This window comes from Marinifilum sp. D737, assembly GCF_026672275.1.
GTDB lineage: Bacteria > Bacteroidota > Bacteroidia > Bacteroidales > Marinifilaceae > Marinifilum.
Map to the genome: position 1 here is coordinate 96,647 of NZ_JANQCD010000011.1, position 19,885 is coordinate 116,531.

General features: G+C 36.5%; 14 protein-coding genes. 7 read left to right on the forward strand and 7 right to left on the reverse strand.

Features of this window, described 5'->3' with window-relative positions; all coding sequences use genetic code 11:
* The first annotated feature begins 74 nt into the window (after window positions 1-74).
* Both NQ163_RS08780 and NQ163_RS08785 read left to right on the forward strand, forming a co-directional pair.
* Window positions 75-971 (forward strand): hypothetical protein, encoded by an 897-nt coding sequence (locus NQ163_RS08780; RefSeq protein WP_268189969.1) that lies wholly within the window; start codon window positions 75-77, stop codon window positions 969-971.
* A gap of 22 nt (window positions 972-993) precedes the next feature.
* Window positions 994-1,452, forward strand: a complete 459-nt coding sequence (locus NQ163_RS08785; RefSeq protein ID WP_268189971.1) for a hypothetical protein — start codon at window positions 994-996, stop codon at window positions 1,450-1,452.
* Between the two features lie 87 nt (window positions 1,453-1,539).
* On the opposite strand, the gene NQ163_RS08790 is transcribed toward NQ163_RS08785, so the two are convergent.
* The 4 genes from NQ163_RS08790 to NQ163_RS08805 form a co-directional block, all read right to left on the reverse strand.
* A complete protein-coding gene (locus tag NQ163_RS08790) occupies window positions 1,540-2,415 on the reverse strand; it encodes a hypothetical protein (protein WP_268189972.1) in 876 nt (291 codons plus the stop codon).
* Window positions 2,416-2,663: 248 nt separating this feature from the next.
* Entirely contained in the window at window positions 2,664-5,111 is a 2,448-nt protein-coding gene (locus tag NQ163_RS08795; RefSeq protein ID WP_268189974.1) for a TonB-dependent receptor, read from the reverse strand.
* A gap of 147 nt (window positions 5,112-5,258) precedes the next feature.
* Complete coding sequence (locus NQ163_RS08800; protein WP_268189975.1) at window positions 5,259-5,624, reverse strand: hypothetical protein; 366 nt, start codon at window positions 5,622-5,624, stop codon at window positions 5,259-5,261.
* Between the two features lie 120 nt (window positions 5,625-5,744).
* On the reverse strand, window positions 5,745-7,049 hold the full coding sequence (locus NQ163_RS08805) for a hypothetical protein (RefSeq protein ID WP_268189976.1): 1,305 nt from the start codon (window positions 7,047-7,049) through the stop codon (window positions 5,745-5,747).
* A gap of 76 nt (window positions 7,050-7,125) precedes the next feature.
* Between NQ163_RS08805 and NQ163_RS08810 the strand changes: the two genes are divergently transcribed.
* The 3 genes from NQ163_RS08810 to NQ163_RS08820 all read left to right on the forward strand — a co-directional run bounded on the left by NQ163_RS08810 (window position 7,126) and on the right by NQ163_RS08820 (window position 10,374).
* The gene (locus tag NQ163_RS08810) at window positions 7,126-9,000 is read left to right on the forward strand and encodes an Ig-like domain-containing domain (RefSeq protein ID WP_268189978.1); all 1,875 of its coding nucleotides are present in this window, start codon (window positions 7,126-7,128) and stop codon (window positions 8,998-9,000) included.
* 108 nt (window positions 9,001-9,108) lie between these two features.
* Entirely contained in the window at window positions 9,109-9,420 is a 312-nt protein-coding gene (locus NQ163_RS08815) for an MTH1187 family thiamine-binding protein (RefSeq protein WP_268189980.1), read from the forward strand.
* A 105-nt stretch (window positions 9,421-9,525) separates the two neighbouring features.
* Window positions 9,526-10,374: a DUF3108 domain-containing protein gene (locus tag NQ163_RS08820; protein ID WP_268189982.1), complete on the forward strand. Its 849-nt coding sequence runs from the start codon at window positions 9,526-9,528 to the stop codon at window positions 10,372-10,374.
* Between the two features lie 156 nt (window positions 10,375-10,530).
* On the opposite strand, the gene NQ163_RS08825 is transcribed toward NQ163_RS08820, so the two are convergent.
* The gene (locus NQ163_RS08825) at window positions 10,531-11,652 is read right to left on the reverse strand and encodes a glutaminyl-peptide cyclotransferase (protein ID WP_268189983.1); all 1,122 of its coding nucleotides are present in this window, start codon (window positions 11,650-11,652) and stop codon (window positions 10,531-10,533) included.
* Window positions 11,653-11,726: 74 nt separating this feature from the next.
* The gene (cysS, locus tag NQ163_RS08830) at window positions 11,727-13,202 is read right to left on the reverse strand and encodes a cysteine--tRNA ligase (protein ID WP_268189985.1); all 1,476 of its coding nucleotides are present in this window, start codon (window positions 13,200-13,202) and stop codon (window positions 11,727-11,729) included.
* Between the two features lie 438 nt (window positions 13,203-13,640).
* Between cysS and rnr the strand changes: the two genes are divergently transcribed.
* Together rnr and NQ163_RS08840 are read left to right on the forward strand one after the other, a co-directional pair.
* Window positions 13,641-15,794, forward strand: a complete 2,154-nt coding sequence (rnr, locus tag NQ163_RS08835; RefSeq protein ID WP_268189987.1) for a ribonuclease R — start codon at window positions 13,641-13,643, stop codon at window positions 15,792-15,794.
* Between the two features lie 154 nt (window positions 15,795-15,948).
* Window positions 15,949-17,301, forward strand: coding sequence for a sigma-54-dependent transcriptional regulator (locus NQ163_RS08840; RefSeq protein ID WP_268189989.1), 1,353 nt, complete (start codon window positions 15,949-15,951; stop codon window positions 17,299-17,301).
* Window position 17,302: 1 nt separating this feature from the next.
* Here NQ163_RS08840 and NQ163_RS08845 read toward each other — a convergent pair whose 3' ends face one another.
* Window positions 17,303-19,840 carry a hybrid sensor histidine kinase/response regulator gene (locus tag NQ163_RS08845; protein ID WP_268189990.1) on the reverse strand — a complete coding sequence of 846 codons (2,538 nt, stop codon included), beginning with the start codon at window positions 19,838-19,840 and terminating at the stop codon, window positions 17,303-17,305.
* Between the last annotated feature and the right edge of the window lie 45 nt (window positions 19,841-19,885).

The following is a 19,885-nucleotide window of genomic DNA, read 5'->3' on the forward strand; positions in this document are numbered from 1 at the left end:
TGCTTGCTTATTGGCAGTAAAAGTATAACTTTAAGTTTATTGCCATTACAAATTTTAGAGTAAACACATAAACTATGTTAAAAATTACGATCAGAGTAATCTGTTTTTTACTGATTTTCACAAATACATTGCTGTGCTTTTCGTGCAACAACAGTACCAGTTCAAAAGAAAGTAAACTGGAAAATAATCTCGCACAACCACAGAAATTTGGTCAGGTAAAAAAACTCTTCTACAATGTTCCAAGTCCTATACAGGTAACCGAATTAATGAAGAAAATGGATCTTCCTTATCAACCAGATTTAATGAACTCTGTGAACAATGCTGATAACTATTTATCACAAGCCGATATTGCAATCAATATTGGAATTTATGGTGCTGATTTAAGCTATATCCGTATTTACAATCAATTTCAGGATGCTGCCCGATATCTTGCAGTAATCAAGAAATTCACACGTGAATTAGGCATTCCTGAAGAGCAGGAAAAAATTACAGCCAAACGGGTAGAGGAAAATATTGCGAATCAGGATTCCTTATTAAATATTATATCCGAAACTTTTACCAAGTCTGATAGTTATTTGAAAGAGAATCAGCGTGGAGGAACTGCAGCGCTAATAGTATTTGGCGGTTGGATAGAAACCCTATACCTGGCCACAAACATTATTGATTTAGATAAACCTCAAAAAGAATTGGTAAGTTTAATTGCTCAACAAAAACATTCAGTTAAAAATTTAATTGGTTTGCTGAATCAATATCGAAATGATGAAAAAGTTAATGAGATATTACCTGATTTAAAAAAGCTAGATGCCAAGTTCAGAGAAATTGAACAGGTTAAAAAAACACCATCAAGCTTAAAATCGAAAAATGGAAAAACTATAATTCAAAATAAAGTTACATTAACCGCTTCGAACGAAACGATTAAAGGCATTCACGAAATTAACAATCGAATAAGAGCCAAGCTTACCGAATTATAATTTCTGTTTAAACTCACTACTTATGAAGATATTATTAAAACTCGCCATATTCACAATTTGCATTTTGGCTTTACCTAAATTCACTTTGGCCCAATGCAATGAATACACAAAAAAGGAATGTATTCCTCAATTGAATCCATACACTTTTAATGGGCAATTAAATAATGCGGTTCTCTCACAAGGAGAAACAGCTGAATTGCAATTGACTTTCTATAAAGATCAGGAATATAGAATTCTTGTAAAAGGAGAAGCTCAATTGGGCAAATTACAGTTCCAATTGTTCGATACTGAATACAATCTACTCTACGATAATGCCGATGAAGATCATACCAATCTATGGGATTTTATGGTCGAAAGTACCGATGATTTTATCATTCGTGTAATAGTTCCTGAAAATGGAACCAAAGAGGAAATTGAAAGTGGATGCGTTTCGATTCTAATTGGATTTAGGGCATTCGGATCAAGAACGATATTTAAGTAGCCATGTGCTTCTTGACAAAAGTTTATCGCAAAAAACAAGCTTGCCAAAATTGGCAAGCTTGTTTTTTATCTTGTATTGTAGAATAATCTATTTCAGTAAAAACTTCGCATTTCCAATGTGATTACCTTCTGCAAATACATCCACTTTGTATTCACCAGAGATTAAACTTCCATCGTTATCCCAAAAAATTGCGACTTCCAACTCGTCTCCTTCATAATCGATTTCACGCATTGCAGAATAAACCAACTTGGTATTTTCAAAGTCGAATAACAGATTCTGTGGATTCCCAAGCACCACCTCATCTGGACGAGTTAAACGAACAAAAATTTCTTTAGCACCTGTTGATGCAGTAATATTCTTGCGTAAAGTAAAACTGGTTTTCAACTTAACTGTCTTTGAGATTTTTTTAACCGTTTTTCCCTTTTTATTGATTGGATAACAAGTAAGTCCGGCAACATCAAGAGCTGCAGCCTTACTAATTACTTCCTTCATATTCTCGGTTGATTCCTCAAGCTTTTGATTTCTTTCTTTCACCCAGTTAATTTGTTTTTTAACGCGAACATTTTCAGCTGTCAGCAACTGATTCCGAGTGTTAAGGGAATCAATCTGAACGATATAATCTCTAAGTACTTCTTTTAATGTTCCTAACTCACGCTTGTATTTGTTAATTTCAGCATACGAGTTATTTCGGAATACTCTCATTCTTTCCAGAAGTTCTGAGATTTTTTCTTGCTCCATTTTTAGCTGAACGTTTAAAGTATCGTTGCTTGTTTGCAATGAATCATAGTCAGCAGAAAGCAATTCTAATTCGCTTTGCAGGCTTAACTTTTCAGCGGTAATTTCCCCGATATATCTTTTGTTTTCGCGGTGTTCCGAGTAGTACATTACTGCAATAACAACCAATACTATTCCCAATCCTATTAGAACGCCTTTGTAAATCTTATCTTTCTTCTCGTTTTCCATATCTCCCGTGGTAATTCAGTCTTTTTAATGTTTCGTGCAAATTTACTTATCTTTTTTAAAAAATCCCTGTATCCATCATGTTATCAGATCATAATTTCTGATTTATAATGATTACACAATAAAGTTTCAATCAATTATTGTACCAAGCAAAAAATTGAAGCATAAAAAAACGGAACTGTCATAAAATGAAACAGTCCCGTTAAAACTAACCTACAGTTTTTACTATAATAGTATGTAGAATTTTTCTACTAAAAGTTGCCAATTTTCACACCCAAGTATATGGTTCTTGGATTTAATGGCCCGTAAACATATCCTGCATCGCGGCTTGGTCCTCTGTCAAAATCATTCTGGAATGAATTAAAAATATTCTTTACACCAAAATCAAATTGTAGCTTTACCTCTCTACCCAAATCAAAGTGGTAAGCAAAATTGATTCCCATATCCATAAAATCATCAGATTTTACAATGCTCTCTGTTGTAATTTCCTTTTCGTTTGGATCTAAACCTCCTGCCAGGTGAAGAACATCCATAGAGCCAGTATATGAGCCGCTAAATGTTGCTGTAAACTCATGAATTGGTTTCCAGTTCATGGCAAAATATCCGTAACGCTCTGGAGTTCTTAAAATATTTTTACTTGAACTATTTGATGCATCATCATCATCACCATGGTCGATTACCTCATCGTACTTACTCGATTGAAGTGTCATCCCCATCTGGAAGTCAAGCTTGTATGATGGAGCCAATTTGAATTCAATATTAGCTCCTTTTACAACAGCTCCTTCAGCATTTTTTCTTAGAGATACCACATTTCCATCTGCATCAGGATCGCTAAACTCATTCACGAATGGGTCTTTTAAATCTGTGTAAAAACCTTCAACCAAAAAGTAAGTTTGAGTTTTTCCAATGGTCTTGGTAAAGTCCAATGATGCAGTAAAACTATTCGAAGTTTCCTCTTTCAAGTTAGGATCATTTTCATGAATGATTCTTCTGGCTCCTGAAGCTTCGATATGCAAATCTTCGTTAAAAATTTGTGGAGCTCTAAATCCTCTTGCATAGCTAAAGCGAAGCTGAGTTGGCTCCGATAATTTGAACAATACATTGGCACGAGGGCTAATTACAACATTCGAATCATCGCTTCCATTCTCGTCGTTGGTAATGTTGTACGAATCCATTCTAACTCCCAAAAGGAAATTCATAAATCCTAAATCCCATTTACTTTGAGCAAATGCTCCAATGGTATTCGATTTTTGATCAGCAATATTGGTAGTTGGAACAAATTTCAAAGTTTCGATATCGTAATATCCCAACTTGTCATCTTTCAATTTGTTGTATACATTCTCAACACCAAAAGTTAAATCAGCAGGAGACAGTAATAAATTATCCACTTTTGTATGAAGTTGTGCTCCTAAAGAAACAGCCAAATCATCAGTTTTACCATATGAGCTAAAGTCCGGAATTGGTACATCCAATGGATTTCCATTATCATCCTCCAAGCTAGCAGCCCCATAATAACTATCTCTATCGATATGTTGTGCCGATGCATAAACAGATAGTTTGGTATGGCGATCTTGATTAAAGAACTGATCCCAAACAACTCCTCCTGAGTTAATTCTGTGTTTAACCTGCTCTGCAACCAAAGCCTGGTGTGCAGGAATATTCAGTTGATCCCCCCCTCTACGAAACTCATCAACAATATGGTATTCAAGGGTAAGTTTGCTTAAATCACTAAACCTGTGATACGCTCTTAAACCAGCACTTAAATTTTCGATCTTTACCAAGTCTGAATATCCATCATCATTGGCATCCCAATCGTCACGCTGGCGGTTCATTCCAAAAATAAAGATACCACTCTTATTATCCTCTGAAACAACCGAAGCATTAAAGTCAGCAGTAAAATCATTTCCTACACTTCCTGCTCCATCTGTAGCTACTCCTACAGCACCATACTTAAATCCTGCTTTAAACGAATTGCTAACAGGATCTTTTGTGATGATATTAATGGTACCTGCAATGGCATTACCACCAAAAAGAGCAGATCCACCACCACGTACAACTTCCACACGCTGTATCATATTAGATGGAATATGTTCTAATCCGTATACTGCAGCCAAGCCACTAAAAATTGGACGGCTATTAATTAGAATCTGAGTATATGGTCCTTCCAAACCATTCATTCTAACCTGCGAAAAACCACAGTTGTTACAATCATTTTCAACACGCAAACCTGGTGAGAACACCAAACCGTCAGCTAAAGTTGCAGCAGATGTTTGCTCCAATAATTTAGTTGAAATAGAATTTACCACAACTGGTGCATCCTTACGCTTAATATTATTTCTATCGGCAGTTACAACAACCTGCTCTAAACCGATAAAATCTTCTGCTATCGAAAATTCAAGAGATATTCCCTTTCCTGCTTTCAAGTCACACTCTTTTGTTTTAATTTGATATCCAACACAACTTGCCACTACATGATAATGCCCCATAGGAACATCTTCAATTACAAATTCTCCTTCGAAATTGGTTACTGCACCAACAGAAGAACCTTCTAATGCAACCGTAGCGTAAGGGATAGGTTCTTTGCTATTTACATCAATAACTTTTCCTTTAATGCTAGCGGTAAGTTTTTCTGCATTTGCAGAAAACGAGAAACCAATCAGCATGCACATGCCGACAAGTAGATGAGTTAAAATTCTCATTTCTTAGTATTTATAGTTTATGTAAATGTTTGTCAGAATTGACCTGTGCAAAAAGATCCACAGAGCCATGAAAGCACTGCATCATCAATCTTACACCAATAAATAATAGGGTTCTGTACTCTATTATTTGAATACAGTAATGAATTACTATGCCAAAACAGGAGGGGCCCTATTGGGTAAAAGGGTGGCAAGTAAATTTTTCTTTACATGGTAATGATAAACTTTCGATATATCAACCGATTTACCAAGTTGCAGGGCTATAATAATAACCGCAGCCAGTACAAACAAGAAACTTGTTAGTTGGTTAATCGAAAAACAATCCTGAGCGGAATGTGAATGACCACTCGCTCCCTGGGTATTTCCAGAATTGTGAAAAGGGTGAGCATGAACAATTAATTGCCCCTGATCATTTTTATGAACGTGCCAGTTGAATACAGAATTACCAGCCAGCATTAACATGGCTGGTAGTAGTATGCAAACAAATGCCTTTTTGTATTTTTCAAACAAATTCACGTTCTATTCAAGTGCATTAAATCAATAACGCAACAAAAATAGACCTCCAATATTCAGCAAACAATACCTAATTGTTGGTATATTTTATAAACAGTATGTTCCACAACATTTTTTGAGTGATTATACGAAAAGGCACTTATCCATAACCTCTTCATCGATAGATAAATTCGATGAATTTGTCTTATCTATAGAATTTATTCGAGCATAATAATCATCCATTCTACAAATCATTTCATGCTTGTACAAGTACCACAATTGTACATTTTGCCACAATTTTTCGCCAGGACCATATTTTGCTCGCCATTCGTAAGCCAGTTCTGTTAACTGTTCCGATTCTGAACCAAATCGGTAGAAAACATTTTTAAAAGAAATGGGATCAATTCCTGTTTGTTTCGCCTCGTCATACTTAAAGTCGGCAAATTCTATTAACTCCTGTATTTCCTTTCGCCCTTCGAAATGGGAATCCACAATGGAAAACTTTCGCAATCGCTCTACAAATTCCGATCCTGAAACATTCAAATACTGCTTGCAATATTTCTCTAACGCAGAAAGCTGATCTTTTAAATTGGTTTTACTATCCACCGAAACAATTTGAGAAGAAATAATATCATCTTCGCTAAAGGAAATTTCGTGTACAAACATCGAACTCAGTTCATCCAATACCTTTTTTACAAAATCAAGGTTCATATTATCGCTTTCGCAAATCAACAAGAAATGATCCTGATACCGAATCAATCGAACCAATTTATCTTCTACATGAAACTTTAAGCTTCTTTTTAAAAACAGGCCTTTCTTATTTAAATAAATGTGCAGTTCAGTTCTTTGTTCATTATCCAAGTAGGAAAACTGAATCAACTTGTCGTAATGAATCGAATAAGAATCCTCAATCAACTTCAAACGATCCGACACAATCAACTCCCCTTCACTTCCCGGTTCGCAATTCACATGATTTAAAATGCACACCCCATTATCAACTGCCGATTTAATAATGGAAATCAATAATCGATTGGCATTTATTTTGAATTCACTTTCCAGGCAAACAAAAGCACCTGCGCTTAACTGCAGGCTCGATTCATATCGATGTAAATCCTTTTCTTTTATGGTATTGGAAAATAATCCGGCAAAACGCTTCTTCTCTTTCTCCACATGAAGGTATTCATCCGGAAGAATCAAATGAGGAAAACGCTCGCGCAAACTAATAATGGATTTCTTCCCTGCATCTTTGGTATCTACCACGGTATGAAGTACATTTTCAAAGTCGTGCTCACAAAATAAGGCACAACGGAATCCCAAGCCCGAAGCAATTAAGCAGAACAAAGCCTCTTTGAAACCACAGCTTGTGAATACAAAATCAAACTTGTCGCCAGTAGCTTCCTCTAAAAATTTTTGCCTGTTTTCTATCGAAAATGCAGATGAATCAACCATTTTACTTTTATTAACTTATTTTTGTACTTAAACTTTGTAATTTTGTTGCGAATATCAATTATCAAAACCAATCAATTTGAAAAAGATAGCTTTAAATATCCTTCTGGGATTATCAGTTTCGTTATTTATATATTCTTGCGCTAATCAGGGTTACCCAACCGGTGGACCTGAAGATAAGACACCTCCAAAAGTTACGGAAACTAAACCTGAAAATTACGCCCTTAATTTTAAAGGCGGAAAAGTAGAGATTTTCTTCGACGAATTTGTCAAACTTGAAAATATCAATGAAAAGTTTGTGGTTTCGCCTCCTTTTAAGAAAACTCCGATCGTAAAGTTAAAAGGAAGATCGATATATGTAAAATTAGAAGAAGAATTAAAAGAAAATACCACTTATACCCTTGATTTTGGAGATGGTATCGTTGATAACAACGAAGGAAATCCTCTGGGCGAATACCAGTTTGTATTTTCAACAGGCGAAACAATCGACTCTTTAAGTATTAAAGGGAAAATTGACAATGCCTTTGACGAATTGCCAGTTGAAAAATCGATGGTAATGGCATACCTGAATACTCACGATTCGGTACCATTAACCACCATTCCTGATTACATTGCTTTAACAGATTCGGCTGGATATTTTCAATTGAATAACCTACGTGAAGGAACCTATAAACTGTTTGCTATTGTTGATGGCAACAAAGACTATTTGTACAATGGCCCGGACGAGATGATTGGCTTTTTCGACGAATTAATTGTTCCTTCCGCTCATCGCTTTGAGCAATTGGATTCAATTGGTGGCGATTCTGTAGTGGTGAGCAAAGCAACCGCATTGGAGCCAAACAACATTCACATTAGAATGTTCGAGGAAGAAAATCCTTTGCAATATCTTACCGGATATAAAAGACCGAGAAGAGAGAAGATAGAGTTTGAATTCAATACCAAAAGAACTGATAGTTTAAAAATTGATTTTGTAGGATTTGAAGAGAATCCAAATTGGTTCTTGGCTGAAATCAATCCAACAAAAGATACTCTTGCTTTTTGGATTACCGATTCAACCATTTACAGGCGCGATACTTTATTGGCAGCATTGCAGTACCTTAAAACGGATACTACCAATCAGCTTAGCTTATTTCAGGATACCGTAAAGCTAAACTTTAAAGACAAGAAGAAAGCAAAACAATCGAAGAAGAAAAAGAAGCAATTAAAAATTAAAAAGCCAACATACCAGTTTAGTTTCAAAGCCCGTTCATCACAAGATTTACACAAAAACATCGCGATGCATTTCGATGAGCCATTGGCTAAAATCAACTACGACAGCATTCATTTTTACCAGTTGAAAGATACCTTGGAAATTCCTGCTGATTTTAAAATCGAGAAAGATCCAAAAAATCTGTTGCAATACAATTTCATTGTTGACTGGCAGCCTGAAACCAAATATAAAATCGACATCGACTCAACGGCATTCCAAAACATTTACGGTGTTTACAGCGACTCGTTCGAAGGAAAAATTACCACTCGCGAGTTGGAACATTACGGCAAGTTGTTCATGAATGTATCTGGTGTAAAAATGCCTACTTTGGTACAATTGCTTGAAAGTGGAAAAGAGGAAAAAATAATTCAAACCAAGAAAATTAAATCCGATCAAACGATTATTTTCGATTACCTGGAACCTAAAACTTATGTGGTTAAAATAATTGAAGATCGAAACGAAAACGGAGTTTGGGATACTGGTAACTACAAAGGAAAAGTACAACCTGAACAGGTATACTATTTCTATAAAGAATTAAAAGTACGATCGAATTGGGAGGTTGAAGACAGAATCATGATTCCTTCAAGCAAAGAGGTGATATTCCAATCGCATGATCACGAGCACGACCACGATCTTGATCATGAGGCCAAAGAGATGAAAGAGGCGATCGACAAAAAAGCAAAGAAGAACAAACGTAAAAAATGATACCGATTCCTTAATGAAGAAAGTATTTAGTTCTTTTCACTCCTAAATACTTCTCATTAATAGATCGGCATTATATCAATCAATAATTTCATATATAAACGATATAAAATGTCAGTTTTAGTTGAATTTGCAATATTCCCAACCGATAAGGGCGATAGCGTTAGTTTGGAAGTTAGTAAGGTAATCGACCTGATCCGCGAAAGCGGGTACAATTACCAACTTACTGCCATGGGAACTCTGCTGGAAACCGATACCATGGCCCAGGCTTTAGAGGTGGTGAACAAATCGCACGATATCCTGGCCGAAAACTCGAATCGCATATACTGCACCATGAATATCGATAGCCAAAAAGGCAAAGACAATCGCCTAAAAACTAAGGTTGAAGCCATCGAAAATAAGATTGGAAAAGTAAGCAGATAAAAAATTCAATACTCAAATCCCAATGACCTGACAGCCTCTTTAAAAACTGTCAGAGTCAATAATCCAATAGTAAATAATCAGTTAATGCCAATATCCTCATCAGTAATGAAGTGTACAAAAACACTACTTGTATTTCTATTCTTGTATTGTGCATTAGGCAACAATGCTTCGGCACAATGTCTCGAAAAGAATTTTGCATTCGAGGCTGGCGAGAAATTAACCTATCGTGGTTATTACAACTGGGGATTTATATGGGTTGCTGCCGGCGAGGTAAACCTTAGCGTTGAGCAGAGCAAATACAAGGAAAAGGATGCCTACAAATTTTACGGTACAGGTAAAAACCTAAAGGCTTTCGATTGGTTTTTCCACTTGCGAGATACTCTTACTGCCTATACCGAATTAGAGAACCTAACTCCATTGTATTTCGATAGACGAACCCATGAGGCAAAGTATCATGCCCATCACGAGTATTGGTTCAACTATTCCGACAGCACTATACTTTCAAAAATTCAGAAGCGTGAAAAGCCTGAAAAATTAGATACTCTGGCCAACAAACCATGTACATACGATATTCTATCGGTGGCCTACTATGTGCGTAATCTGGATTTTAGCAAATACAAAAAGGGCGATAAAATTCCCCTGTCGATGCTGGTTGACAACGAAATTCATTCGCTATACATTCGCTACAAAGGGGTGGAAGTTATTAAAACCAAATCGGGCGAAAGGTTCGAATGCCTAAAATTTTCTCCCTTATTGGTGAAGGGAACCATGTTTAAAGGCGGAGAAGACATGACCGTTTGGCTGAGCAACGACGACAACCGCATTCCCATACAGGTTGAAGCCAAAGTTTTGGTGGGAAGTGTAAAAGGAATTCTGGATTCCTACGAGGGATTGAGAAACTCTAAAAATTCCTTCTTTAAAAAACGCAAGGGCAAGCTTGATATTGAGGAATAGTGTAATTCTTTGTGTATAAAAACACCTCTCGGTATTGTCCCCCCTTTTGTTACGTACACACGCTAAATCCTCACTGCCGAACAAAACGAAGTTCGATAAAATCGATCCTTCCAAAAATGGAGTGGAAGCAATAAGAATAAAAACAGAAGAGTTTTCCTACTTCTTCTCAATCTTAATCTCGAATAGCTTCGGCCAGCGTTTACCGGTTACAAACATTCTTTGCGTAGCCTCATCCCAGGCAATACCATTTAGCACATCGTCGTTCTTATCAAGGTTAATTCTATCCTTTTTCTTTAGAATTGTTCCCAAGTGAATGCTACCTTCTACTCTACCCGTTTCAGGATTGATGATTACAATTCGCTCGGTCAACCAAACATTGGCATAAATTTTACCATTAATGTACTCCAGCTCGTTTAAGTTGGTAACTTCACCCTTGTTGTCGTACACCTCAATCGTGCGTTTCTTACCATAGTTGGTATCATCAAGAACGGTAAGTGCGTTCGAGCCATCAGAAACTACCAATTCATTATTCATGGCAGTAATTCCCCATCCTTCGCCATTGGTAGTCTGTACTTCGAAGAAATCAATCTGTTCGAAAGTTTCAGGATCAACCACAAATGCTTTTCGTGCATGCCAGGTCAACTGAATAATTCTGTTTTTGCTGTAGGTAATTCCTTCACCGAAATATTCCTGTTCCAAATTTTTAATGGATATGGCTTCACCATTTTCAAGGCGCACCTTTCTTAAAGATGATTCACCATGCTGACCTGTTCCTTCGTATAAAAATCCATCATGAAAAAACAGTCCTTGGGTGTAAGCACGTCTGTCGTGAGGAAATGAGTTTACAATTTCGTAAGCGTAATCAGCAGGAGCTTGATTCGACTTTAAGTTGATGTAGGTGCTTAGCAAACCAACCGTTCCATTTTCATGATAAGCCATCAACTTCAAGTTGTGCTTGCCCATTTTATCTTTTGTTGGCGTCCACTTTAAATTCCAAGGTTTCGAAGTAATGGTTTTTACCAATTTGCCATCGCCCCACAATTGCAAGGAATCAATATCTCCAGCTTTTTTCTTGGGCTGAACCAAAATTTCAATCTCTTCGCCGTAAGCAAATACATCTCCTCTTTTAGGTGCTTTTAATCGCATGCTATTTACAAACTCGACGGTTTTAACAGCAGGAGCAACTTCCTTTTTCTCAGTTTCAGTTTTTGTAGCACCATTGTTACCACATCCCGATAAAATAAAAAATAGAGAAGAGAAGAGAATTTGAAATTTCATTGTTGTATTTGGTTTAATGTTTGGTTTGATAAAAATAAAAAAACTGTCCCGATTACTCAGGACAGTTTCAATTTTTATTTTGTGATTTCCCATTCAAAACCATCTTTGGTGTCTTTCACCACGATGCCTAAATTGGTCAATTCATCTCGTATCTTATCGGCCGTAGCCCAATCTTTGTTCTTTTTGGCCTCGTTTCTGGTTTCAAGCAAAAAGGCAATTACTTTATCAAGCAATTCATTGTTGCCTCCATCATCCGATCCTTCTACCTGCAAACCTAAAACATCAAATACCAAAGTATTGTATAATGTTTTCAGACTTTCCAAGTCTTCAGCAGTAATACTTTCCGTTCCTGCTGCCAAAGAGTTAATCATTTTCACACCATCAAACAGGTGAGCGATTAAAATTGGGGTATTCAAGTCATCGTTCAATGCCTCGTAACATTTGGCTTTCAAATCAGCAACCTTAATACTTGAAGAAGCTGATGCCTGAATTTTATCTAATGTAGCAATTGCTGCCATCATTCTGTTGAATCCTTTCTCTGCTGCTCTCAATGCATCATTCGAGAAATCAAGCGGACTGCGATAATGTGCCTGCAACATAAAGAAACGAACGGTCATAGGACTGTAAGCCTGATCTAACACATCGTTTTCTCCCGAGAACATGTTCGAAAGTGTAATAAAGTTGCCCAAGGATTTACCCATTTTCTGACCATTAATGGTAATCATGTTGTTGTGCATCCAATATTTTACAGCTTCCTTTCCGTTTGCTCCGGTTGATTGCGCAATTTCACATTCGTGGTGAGGGAACTGCAAATCCAATCCACCCCCGTGAATATCGAACTGTTCACCTAAATATTTCTCTCCCATAGCAGTACACTCCAAGTGCCATCCTGGGAAACCATCACTCCATTTCGATGGCCAACGCATGATGTGCTCAGGTGCAGCTTTCTTCCATAGTGCAAAGTCGAATGAGTTTTTCTTTTCACTCTGACCATCCAACTCACGAGTATTTGAGATCAATTCCTCTATCTTACGGCCTGACAATTTTCCGTACTCATGTTTTTTACTGTAAGCTTCTACATCAAAATAGATAGAACCATTGCTTTCGTAAGCAAAACCATTGTCAAGTAATTTATCAATCACTTCCATTTGCTCAATGATATGACCCGATGCACGTGGCTCGATACTCGGCTTACGTACATTCAAATCGTCCATATCCTTGTGGTAACGATCGGTAAAATATTGAACAACTTCCATTGGTTCAAGCTGCTCTAAACGAGCTTTCTTAGCAATTTTATCTTCTCCCTCATCGGCATCATTCACCAAGTGACCAACATCTGTAATGTTACGAACGTAGCGAACTTTATACTCTAAATGAGTAAGATATCTAAAAAGTAAATCGAAAGTAATGGCCGGACGCGCATGACCTAAATGAGCATCTCCATAAACTGTAGGACCACAAACATACAAACCAACAAATGGTGCGTTAAGAGGTTCGAACAATTCTTTATTTCGCTTTAGTGTATTATAAATGAACAACTTGTTTTCCATATCCGTAATGTAATTCGAATTTTTGTTTGGGGCTGTAAAATTATAAAAAATTATGGCTCTTGTGGCTTATTCTTGCCAATATCTTTAGAATCCTGATAGATAGCTAAGCATAGTTTAATAATTATTTTACCTAAGTTTTTGCTGAAATAGATTTGTACTTCTATCTTTGTCACAGCAATACCGCACTTGAACATCTTGTTTGGTAGTAATTTCGACAAGATTGATAATTCCGGATTTACCTCTCGAACGGAATTTTATCAGAACTCAACAAAACGTACTACAAATATGATTTTTAGTACAATTCTGCATTTGTATTTTATGCAGATAATAAAAAGTAAAAGAGAAGTAATGAGTTCAATACCCATTTTTAAGATTATTATCACTACATTAATAATTGGGTAAAAGCTCACAAAATCTTATGGCTAAGATTTAAAAAATATGACTAGAAAAAAAAGAAAACAATCAGGTCAAAGATATAATCGCAAAAGCTTAGAAAATCTAATTGTAGGGATTTTCAGCAACAATCCTGAGAAAACATTTAACTACAAGCAAGTTTCCAGACAACTGGAAATAAAAGAAATGGGAGTGAAACAATTGGTAGTAGGCATTCTGTATGACCTTATCGATCTTGATTTCCTTCACGAAGTTTCAACTGGAAAGTTTAAACTAAAATCAAAAATTGGTCACATCACCGGAACTGTGGATATGACCGCAAGAGGCGCTGCCTTTATTGTTTCTGATGATTTGGAAGAAGACGTTTTTGTATCGCAGGCCAATTTGAATCGTGCACTTCATGGCGATGTGGTTAAAGTATACCTATACGCCAGAAGAAAAAGCAAGCAACCTGAAGGCGAAGTGGTGGAAATCGTAAAAAGAAAGAAAACCACTTTTGTGGGAATCATCGAAATTTCGAAGAATTATGCATTCCTGATTTCCGATAGCAGGCAAATGCCTTACGATATCTTTTTACCACTTACCAAGCTAAATGGAGCAAAAGATGGTGAAAAGGCGATTGTACAAATTACCGAATGGCCGAAAAAATCGAAAAACCCGGTTGGACAGGTGGTAAATGTTCTTGGTAAACCAGGTGAAAATGATACGGAAATGCATGCAATTTTGGCTGAGTACGATTTGCCTTACCAGTTTCCTGAGAAAGTAAACGAAGCAGCCGAACTGATTTCCGATAAGATTACAGAGGAAGAAATTGCCTTGCGAAGAGATTTTAGAGAGATTACTACTTTCACCATTGATCCACATGATGCCAAAGACTTTGATGATGCATTATCATTAAGAAAATTGGAGAATGGCAACTGGGAAGTAGGGGTTCACATTGCTGATGTTACCCACTATGTGAAGAAAGGAAGCATTATTGAGAAGGAAGCATTCGATAGAGCAACTTCGGTGTATTTGGTTGACCGAGTAGTACCAATGTTGCCTGAACGACTTTCCAATGGTGTTTGTTCTCTACGACCAAATGAAGAAAAACTAACCTTCTCTGCTGTTTTTGAAATGAACGACAAAGCAGAGGTATTGGATACCTGGATTGGTAGAACCGTGATCAATTCGGACAGAAGGTTTACTTACGAAGAAGCACAGCAAGTAATCGAAACAGGAGAAGGTGATTTTAAAGAAGAGGTTCTTTGTTTGGATCGATTGGCAAAAGTTCTTCGCGAGAAACGTTTCAAAAAAGGAGCTATCGACTTTGATCGATACGAAGTGAAATTCGATATTGATGAGAAAGGAAAACCTACACGTGTATTCTTTAAAGAATCGAAAGATTCTAACAAACTGATTGAGGAGTTCATGTTATTGGCGAATAAAAAGGTTGCCGAATCGGTAGGAAGAGTAGCTAAAGGTATAAAAGCAAAAACTTTTGTATACCGAACTCACGACCAGCCAAATCCTGATAAGTTGAATTCGTTCAACCAATTCATTCGCAAGTTTGGCTATGGAATCAAAACTGCCAATGCAAAAGCGATTTCAACATCGATGAACAATTTGCTGCATAGTGTAAAGGGTGAAAACATTCAGAATTTGGTAGAAACTTTGGCAATCCGATCAATGGCAAAAGCTGAATATTCTACTGTGAATATTGGTCACTACGGTTTGCATTTCGATCATTATTCTCATTTTACTTCACCAATTCGTCGTTATCCTGATATGATGGCACATCGCCTATTGGAAAAATATGCGAATGGTAGCAAATCAGTAAACGCCGACAAGTACGAAGAATTCTGTCAGCACTGTAGCGAAATGGAACAAAAGGCTGCAAATGCCGAACGTTCTTCCATCAAGTACAAGCAGGTTGAATTCATGCAAGATCACCTGGGACAAGAATTCGAAGGAACCATTTCTGGTGTTACCGAATGGGGGTTCTATGTAGAAATTGATGAAAACAAATGTGAAGGCATGGTTTCTATCCGAGAGTTGGAGGATGATTTCTATGAATTCGACGAAGACAACTACTGTATTGTTGGTCGTCATCATCGAAAGATTTATCAATTGGGAGATAAGATTAACATACGCGTTGCCAAGGCCAATCTGGTAGCAAAACAACTGGATTTTGTTCTGGCAGACAAGGCAGAATTTTAAAAGGAAAGTTAATATCTTAATAAATCATAAAAGAAAGCTCGGGATTTCATACATCCGAGCTTTTTGTGTAATTTTGGTTGTAGTCCTTAATATTTTATGCTACCATAAAAGCTACACTGATTAAAATCTGATAAACAAAACACTACAATTCCGCATGAAGAGAATACTAATTATAGACGATGATGCTACCATATGCCTGATGCTTCAGGGATTGCTTAAACGTAAAGGATTTGATGCCGACACAGTTTTCTCAGCAGGCGAAGCCATTAAAAAACTAGAAAATGAAACTTTTGATCTGGTTTTAAGTGATTTTCGATTGCCTGATTTTGATGGATTGGAACTTTTGCAGAAAATAAAAGCCATGCATCCATCGGTTCCTGTAATTATCATGACTTCTTACGCGGATATCCGCACGGCTGTGAGTGCCATAAAAATGGGAGCATTCGAGTATGTTACCAAACCTTTAAATCCTGATGAGATATTATTACTGATCAACTCAGCATTGGAAAAAGTTCAGGAAAAACAGGAGGAACCTAAGAAGAAGGAAAAAAAGAAAAAACCAACTGTTGATTTCGTTCGTGGCGAAAGTTCAAGTTCTCTTCAAATCGATCAGTACATTCGCTTGGTAGCTCCTACCGATATGTCGGTAATTATAGAAGGTGAAAGTGGAACTGGGAAAGAGATTGCAGCCAGAAGAATTCATGCTGAAAGTAACAGAAAAGGAAAAACTTTTGTAGCTGTAGATTGTGGCGCACTATCAACCGATTTGGCTGGAAGTGAGTTGTTTGGTCATGTAAAAGGATCGTTTACAGGAGCAATTACCGATAAGGAAGGACAGTTTGAAGCAGCCAAAGGTGGTACCCTTTTTCTGGATGAAATCGGAAATCTGTCATATGAAATTCAGGTAAAATTACTTCGTGCACTGCAGGAAAGAAAAGTTCGCAGAATAGGTAGCAATAAAGACATTGAAGTAGATGTAAGAATTGTTGTTGCCACCAATGAAGATTTGGCTTTATCGGTAAACAAAGGCGATTTTAGAGAAGATTTGTATCACAGGTTAAACGAGTTTAAAATTACGGTTCCTGCACTGAGAAATCGTGATGAAGACATTGTATTGTTTGCCAACTACTTTTTGGATTTATCGAATAATGAGCTCAACAAGGAGGTTGACAAGTTCTCTGATGAAGTTTTAGAAAAATTCAGAACGTATTCATGGCCAGGGAATCTGCGTGAACTTCGCAATGTAGTACGTCGATCAGTTTTATTGAGTCAGGGAGATCAGGTTGAAATCATCAGCTTGCCTACCGAAATTTTAAACGATCAACAAAAAAATGATATCGTTATTGAAGGATCGAATTTGAAATTGATTCAGGCTGCAAACGAAAAAGAATTGATTATTTCGACTTTGCGCAAAGTTAATTTCAACAAATCAAAAGCTGCTCGTTTATTAAATATCGATAGAAAAACACTTTATAATAAGATTAAACAGTACGGGATTGAGGTATAAATCATACTACCATTTCATCTGTGATTGATGAAATTACAATTTGAGAGTTTTGCTCTACCTCCTCAACCAACTCATTGATATAATCCGGAGATTCAACAACTTCGGATTTTTTATGCAATAAATCTTCCAATTCCTTAAGCAATGGCGCAACGCTCACCACTTTTAACTGATTAAAGGAGCTCAACATTTTATGCGCAATGGATCCTATTTCCAAGTAATTTTTTTCATCAGCTGCTTCACGAAGGGCTTTTAAATTTTCCTTTGCTGAATCTATAAACTGATTTAAAATTTGATTAATTAATTCAGGATCATCTGATGTAAACTGCTTAATTTGAGAAAGGTCGAACAGAGGTTCATCTTCAATCGCAGAGATATCAATGTCATTAATCTTTGTCTTTGCTTCGTACTCTCCCAATAAAAGTTCGCTTATCATCGAACGCAAAAGTTCCTCATCAAAAGGTTTTACCAAGCATTCGGTCATTCCAGATGAAATGTATTGTTTTAAATCAGATTCCAACACATTTGCTGTAAGCGCCACAATTGGAATATCCTTATAGCTACTATTTAGTTCTCTCACTTTTCTACAAAGTTCTATCCCTCCCATTTTAGGCATATGAATATCTGTCAGAATCATATCGTAATGGTTCTTCTGAATCAAATTCCAGGCTTTCTCACCATTGTCAACAAATTCTGCTTTTAAATTCCATGTGTTAAAAATGGTTTGCAGCAATAGCAAACTGTAATCATCATCATCGGCAATCAAGAAATGTTTATCCTTAAGCTCTTCAGAAATCGATATTTTCTGTTTGGTAATTGTTTCCTCTTCTGATTTTATAGCCTCTTTTAATGGCAATCTTAATGTAAAAGTTGATCCTTTCTCCAATTCACTGTCAACAAATAAATCTCCCCCCAATAAAACAGCCAATCGTCTACTAATTGCTAACCCCAAACCTGTTCCACCATATTTTCTTGCCGAAAAAGAATCAGCCTGACTAAAATCTTCGAATATACTTTCCTGCTTGTCTTCAGCAATTCCAATTCCAGTATCTTCAACATCAACCTCAAACAAAAAAGAATCACCTTCAGATATTACGGATGCTCTTATCATCACTTGTCCTTCCTCTGTAAATTTTATCGCGTTCGAACCTAAATTCAAAAGAATTTGCTTGATACGGAATGGATCACTCAACAAGCGAATGTTATTTTCTCCGGTATATTCAATTTCGAAATCAAGATTCTTGTTAGTGGCATTAACTTTCAAAAGGTCATATACCTCATACACCAAAGCCTGAGGATTAAAATTGATACTTTCCACATGTAGTTTGCCAGCCTCTATTTTAGAAAGGTCAAGTATTTCATTTACCAATCCAAGCAAATGTTTGGATGAACTCTTCAAAACACTTACAAAATTCTTTTGCTTCTTTTCCAAATTGGTTTTATTCAACTGATTGGTAAAACCAATAATAGCATTCAAAGGAGTTCTAATTTCATGACTCATGGTTGCCAGAAAATCTTCCTTCACCTTCGCCAATTTTTCAGCTTTTCCTTTGGCAATAATTAACTCAGAACGATAATAATTACTCTTAGATATATCGGTTAGAATAAAAATGATGAACAAAACACCTAAGACCAATCCAACAATAATGATAATAGAGATAATCGAAATGGTATTGCTTGCAATTTGTTTTGCCTTATCGGATTCTTTCTGTAGTTGATTAAATCGTTCGGATTCCAACTGCCTTAACAGCAATTTAATTTTATCCCAAATAATTGTATTTTCTTCTACCAGGCGAAGTTCCTCTCTGTATACAATCTCTCTATTTAGTTTTTCTATTTCCTGAGCTCTTTCCAACTGATCCTGTAAGCTCATCAACAAACTATCTGACTGAGGCAAATAACTTGTATCCACCTGCACTTCGGTTCGTTGTATCACGGTTTCTAAAGTATCTACCTTTTCTTTTTTCCCCAATAATCGATTAAAGAAATTGTTTTTCTTGGGTTTTACCTTTTTAGCTGTTTTTACTGTATCTAGAATGGTAGTTTTAGTTGTTGTAGTTTTAATTTGTGTTTTTGCTGAATCGGTAGCCTCACTCAATTGCCTCATTGCATTTTGCGACAGGTTCACACGCTCTTTAGACTGTTTCAACTTCACAAATTTTTCCAATTTTTCAGCTCTTTCCTCCAATAAATAATTCATTGAGTCAATCAATACAATCGCTCTTCCTGAATCCGGACTAAATTTTCTTAACGAATCCAAATCATTCTGAATTTCAATAATATTCTCGTAAAAATTAGCCAGGAATTTTTCCTCCCTGGTTAAAGAATACACTCTGATCTTATTTTCTGCCTCAGATAAATTGGTAAGCACCCGATTCATTCTGGTAATTTCAGCATCGGGTTTTGATAGTATGGCAACTGAATGGAGCAATTTGTTATATGCTCTGTTTGCGATAAATAAGGAAGCCACAATGGCCAGGAATACTAAAATGTATCCCAGAACAACTTTTATTTTAATGTTACTTCGTTTCTCCGGACTCATAGGTTTGCTTTCTTAATTTACCTCAACCTAGTAAAGTTAAAAAAG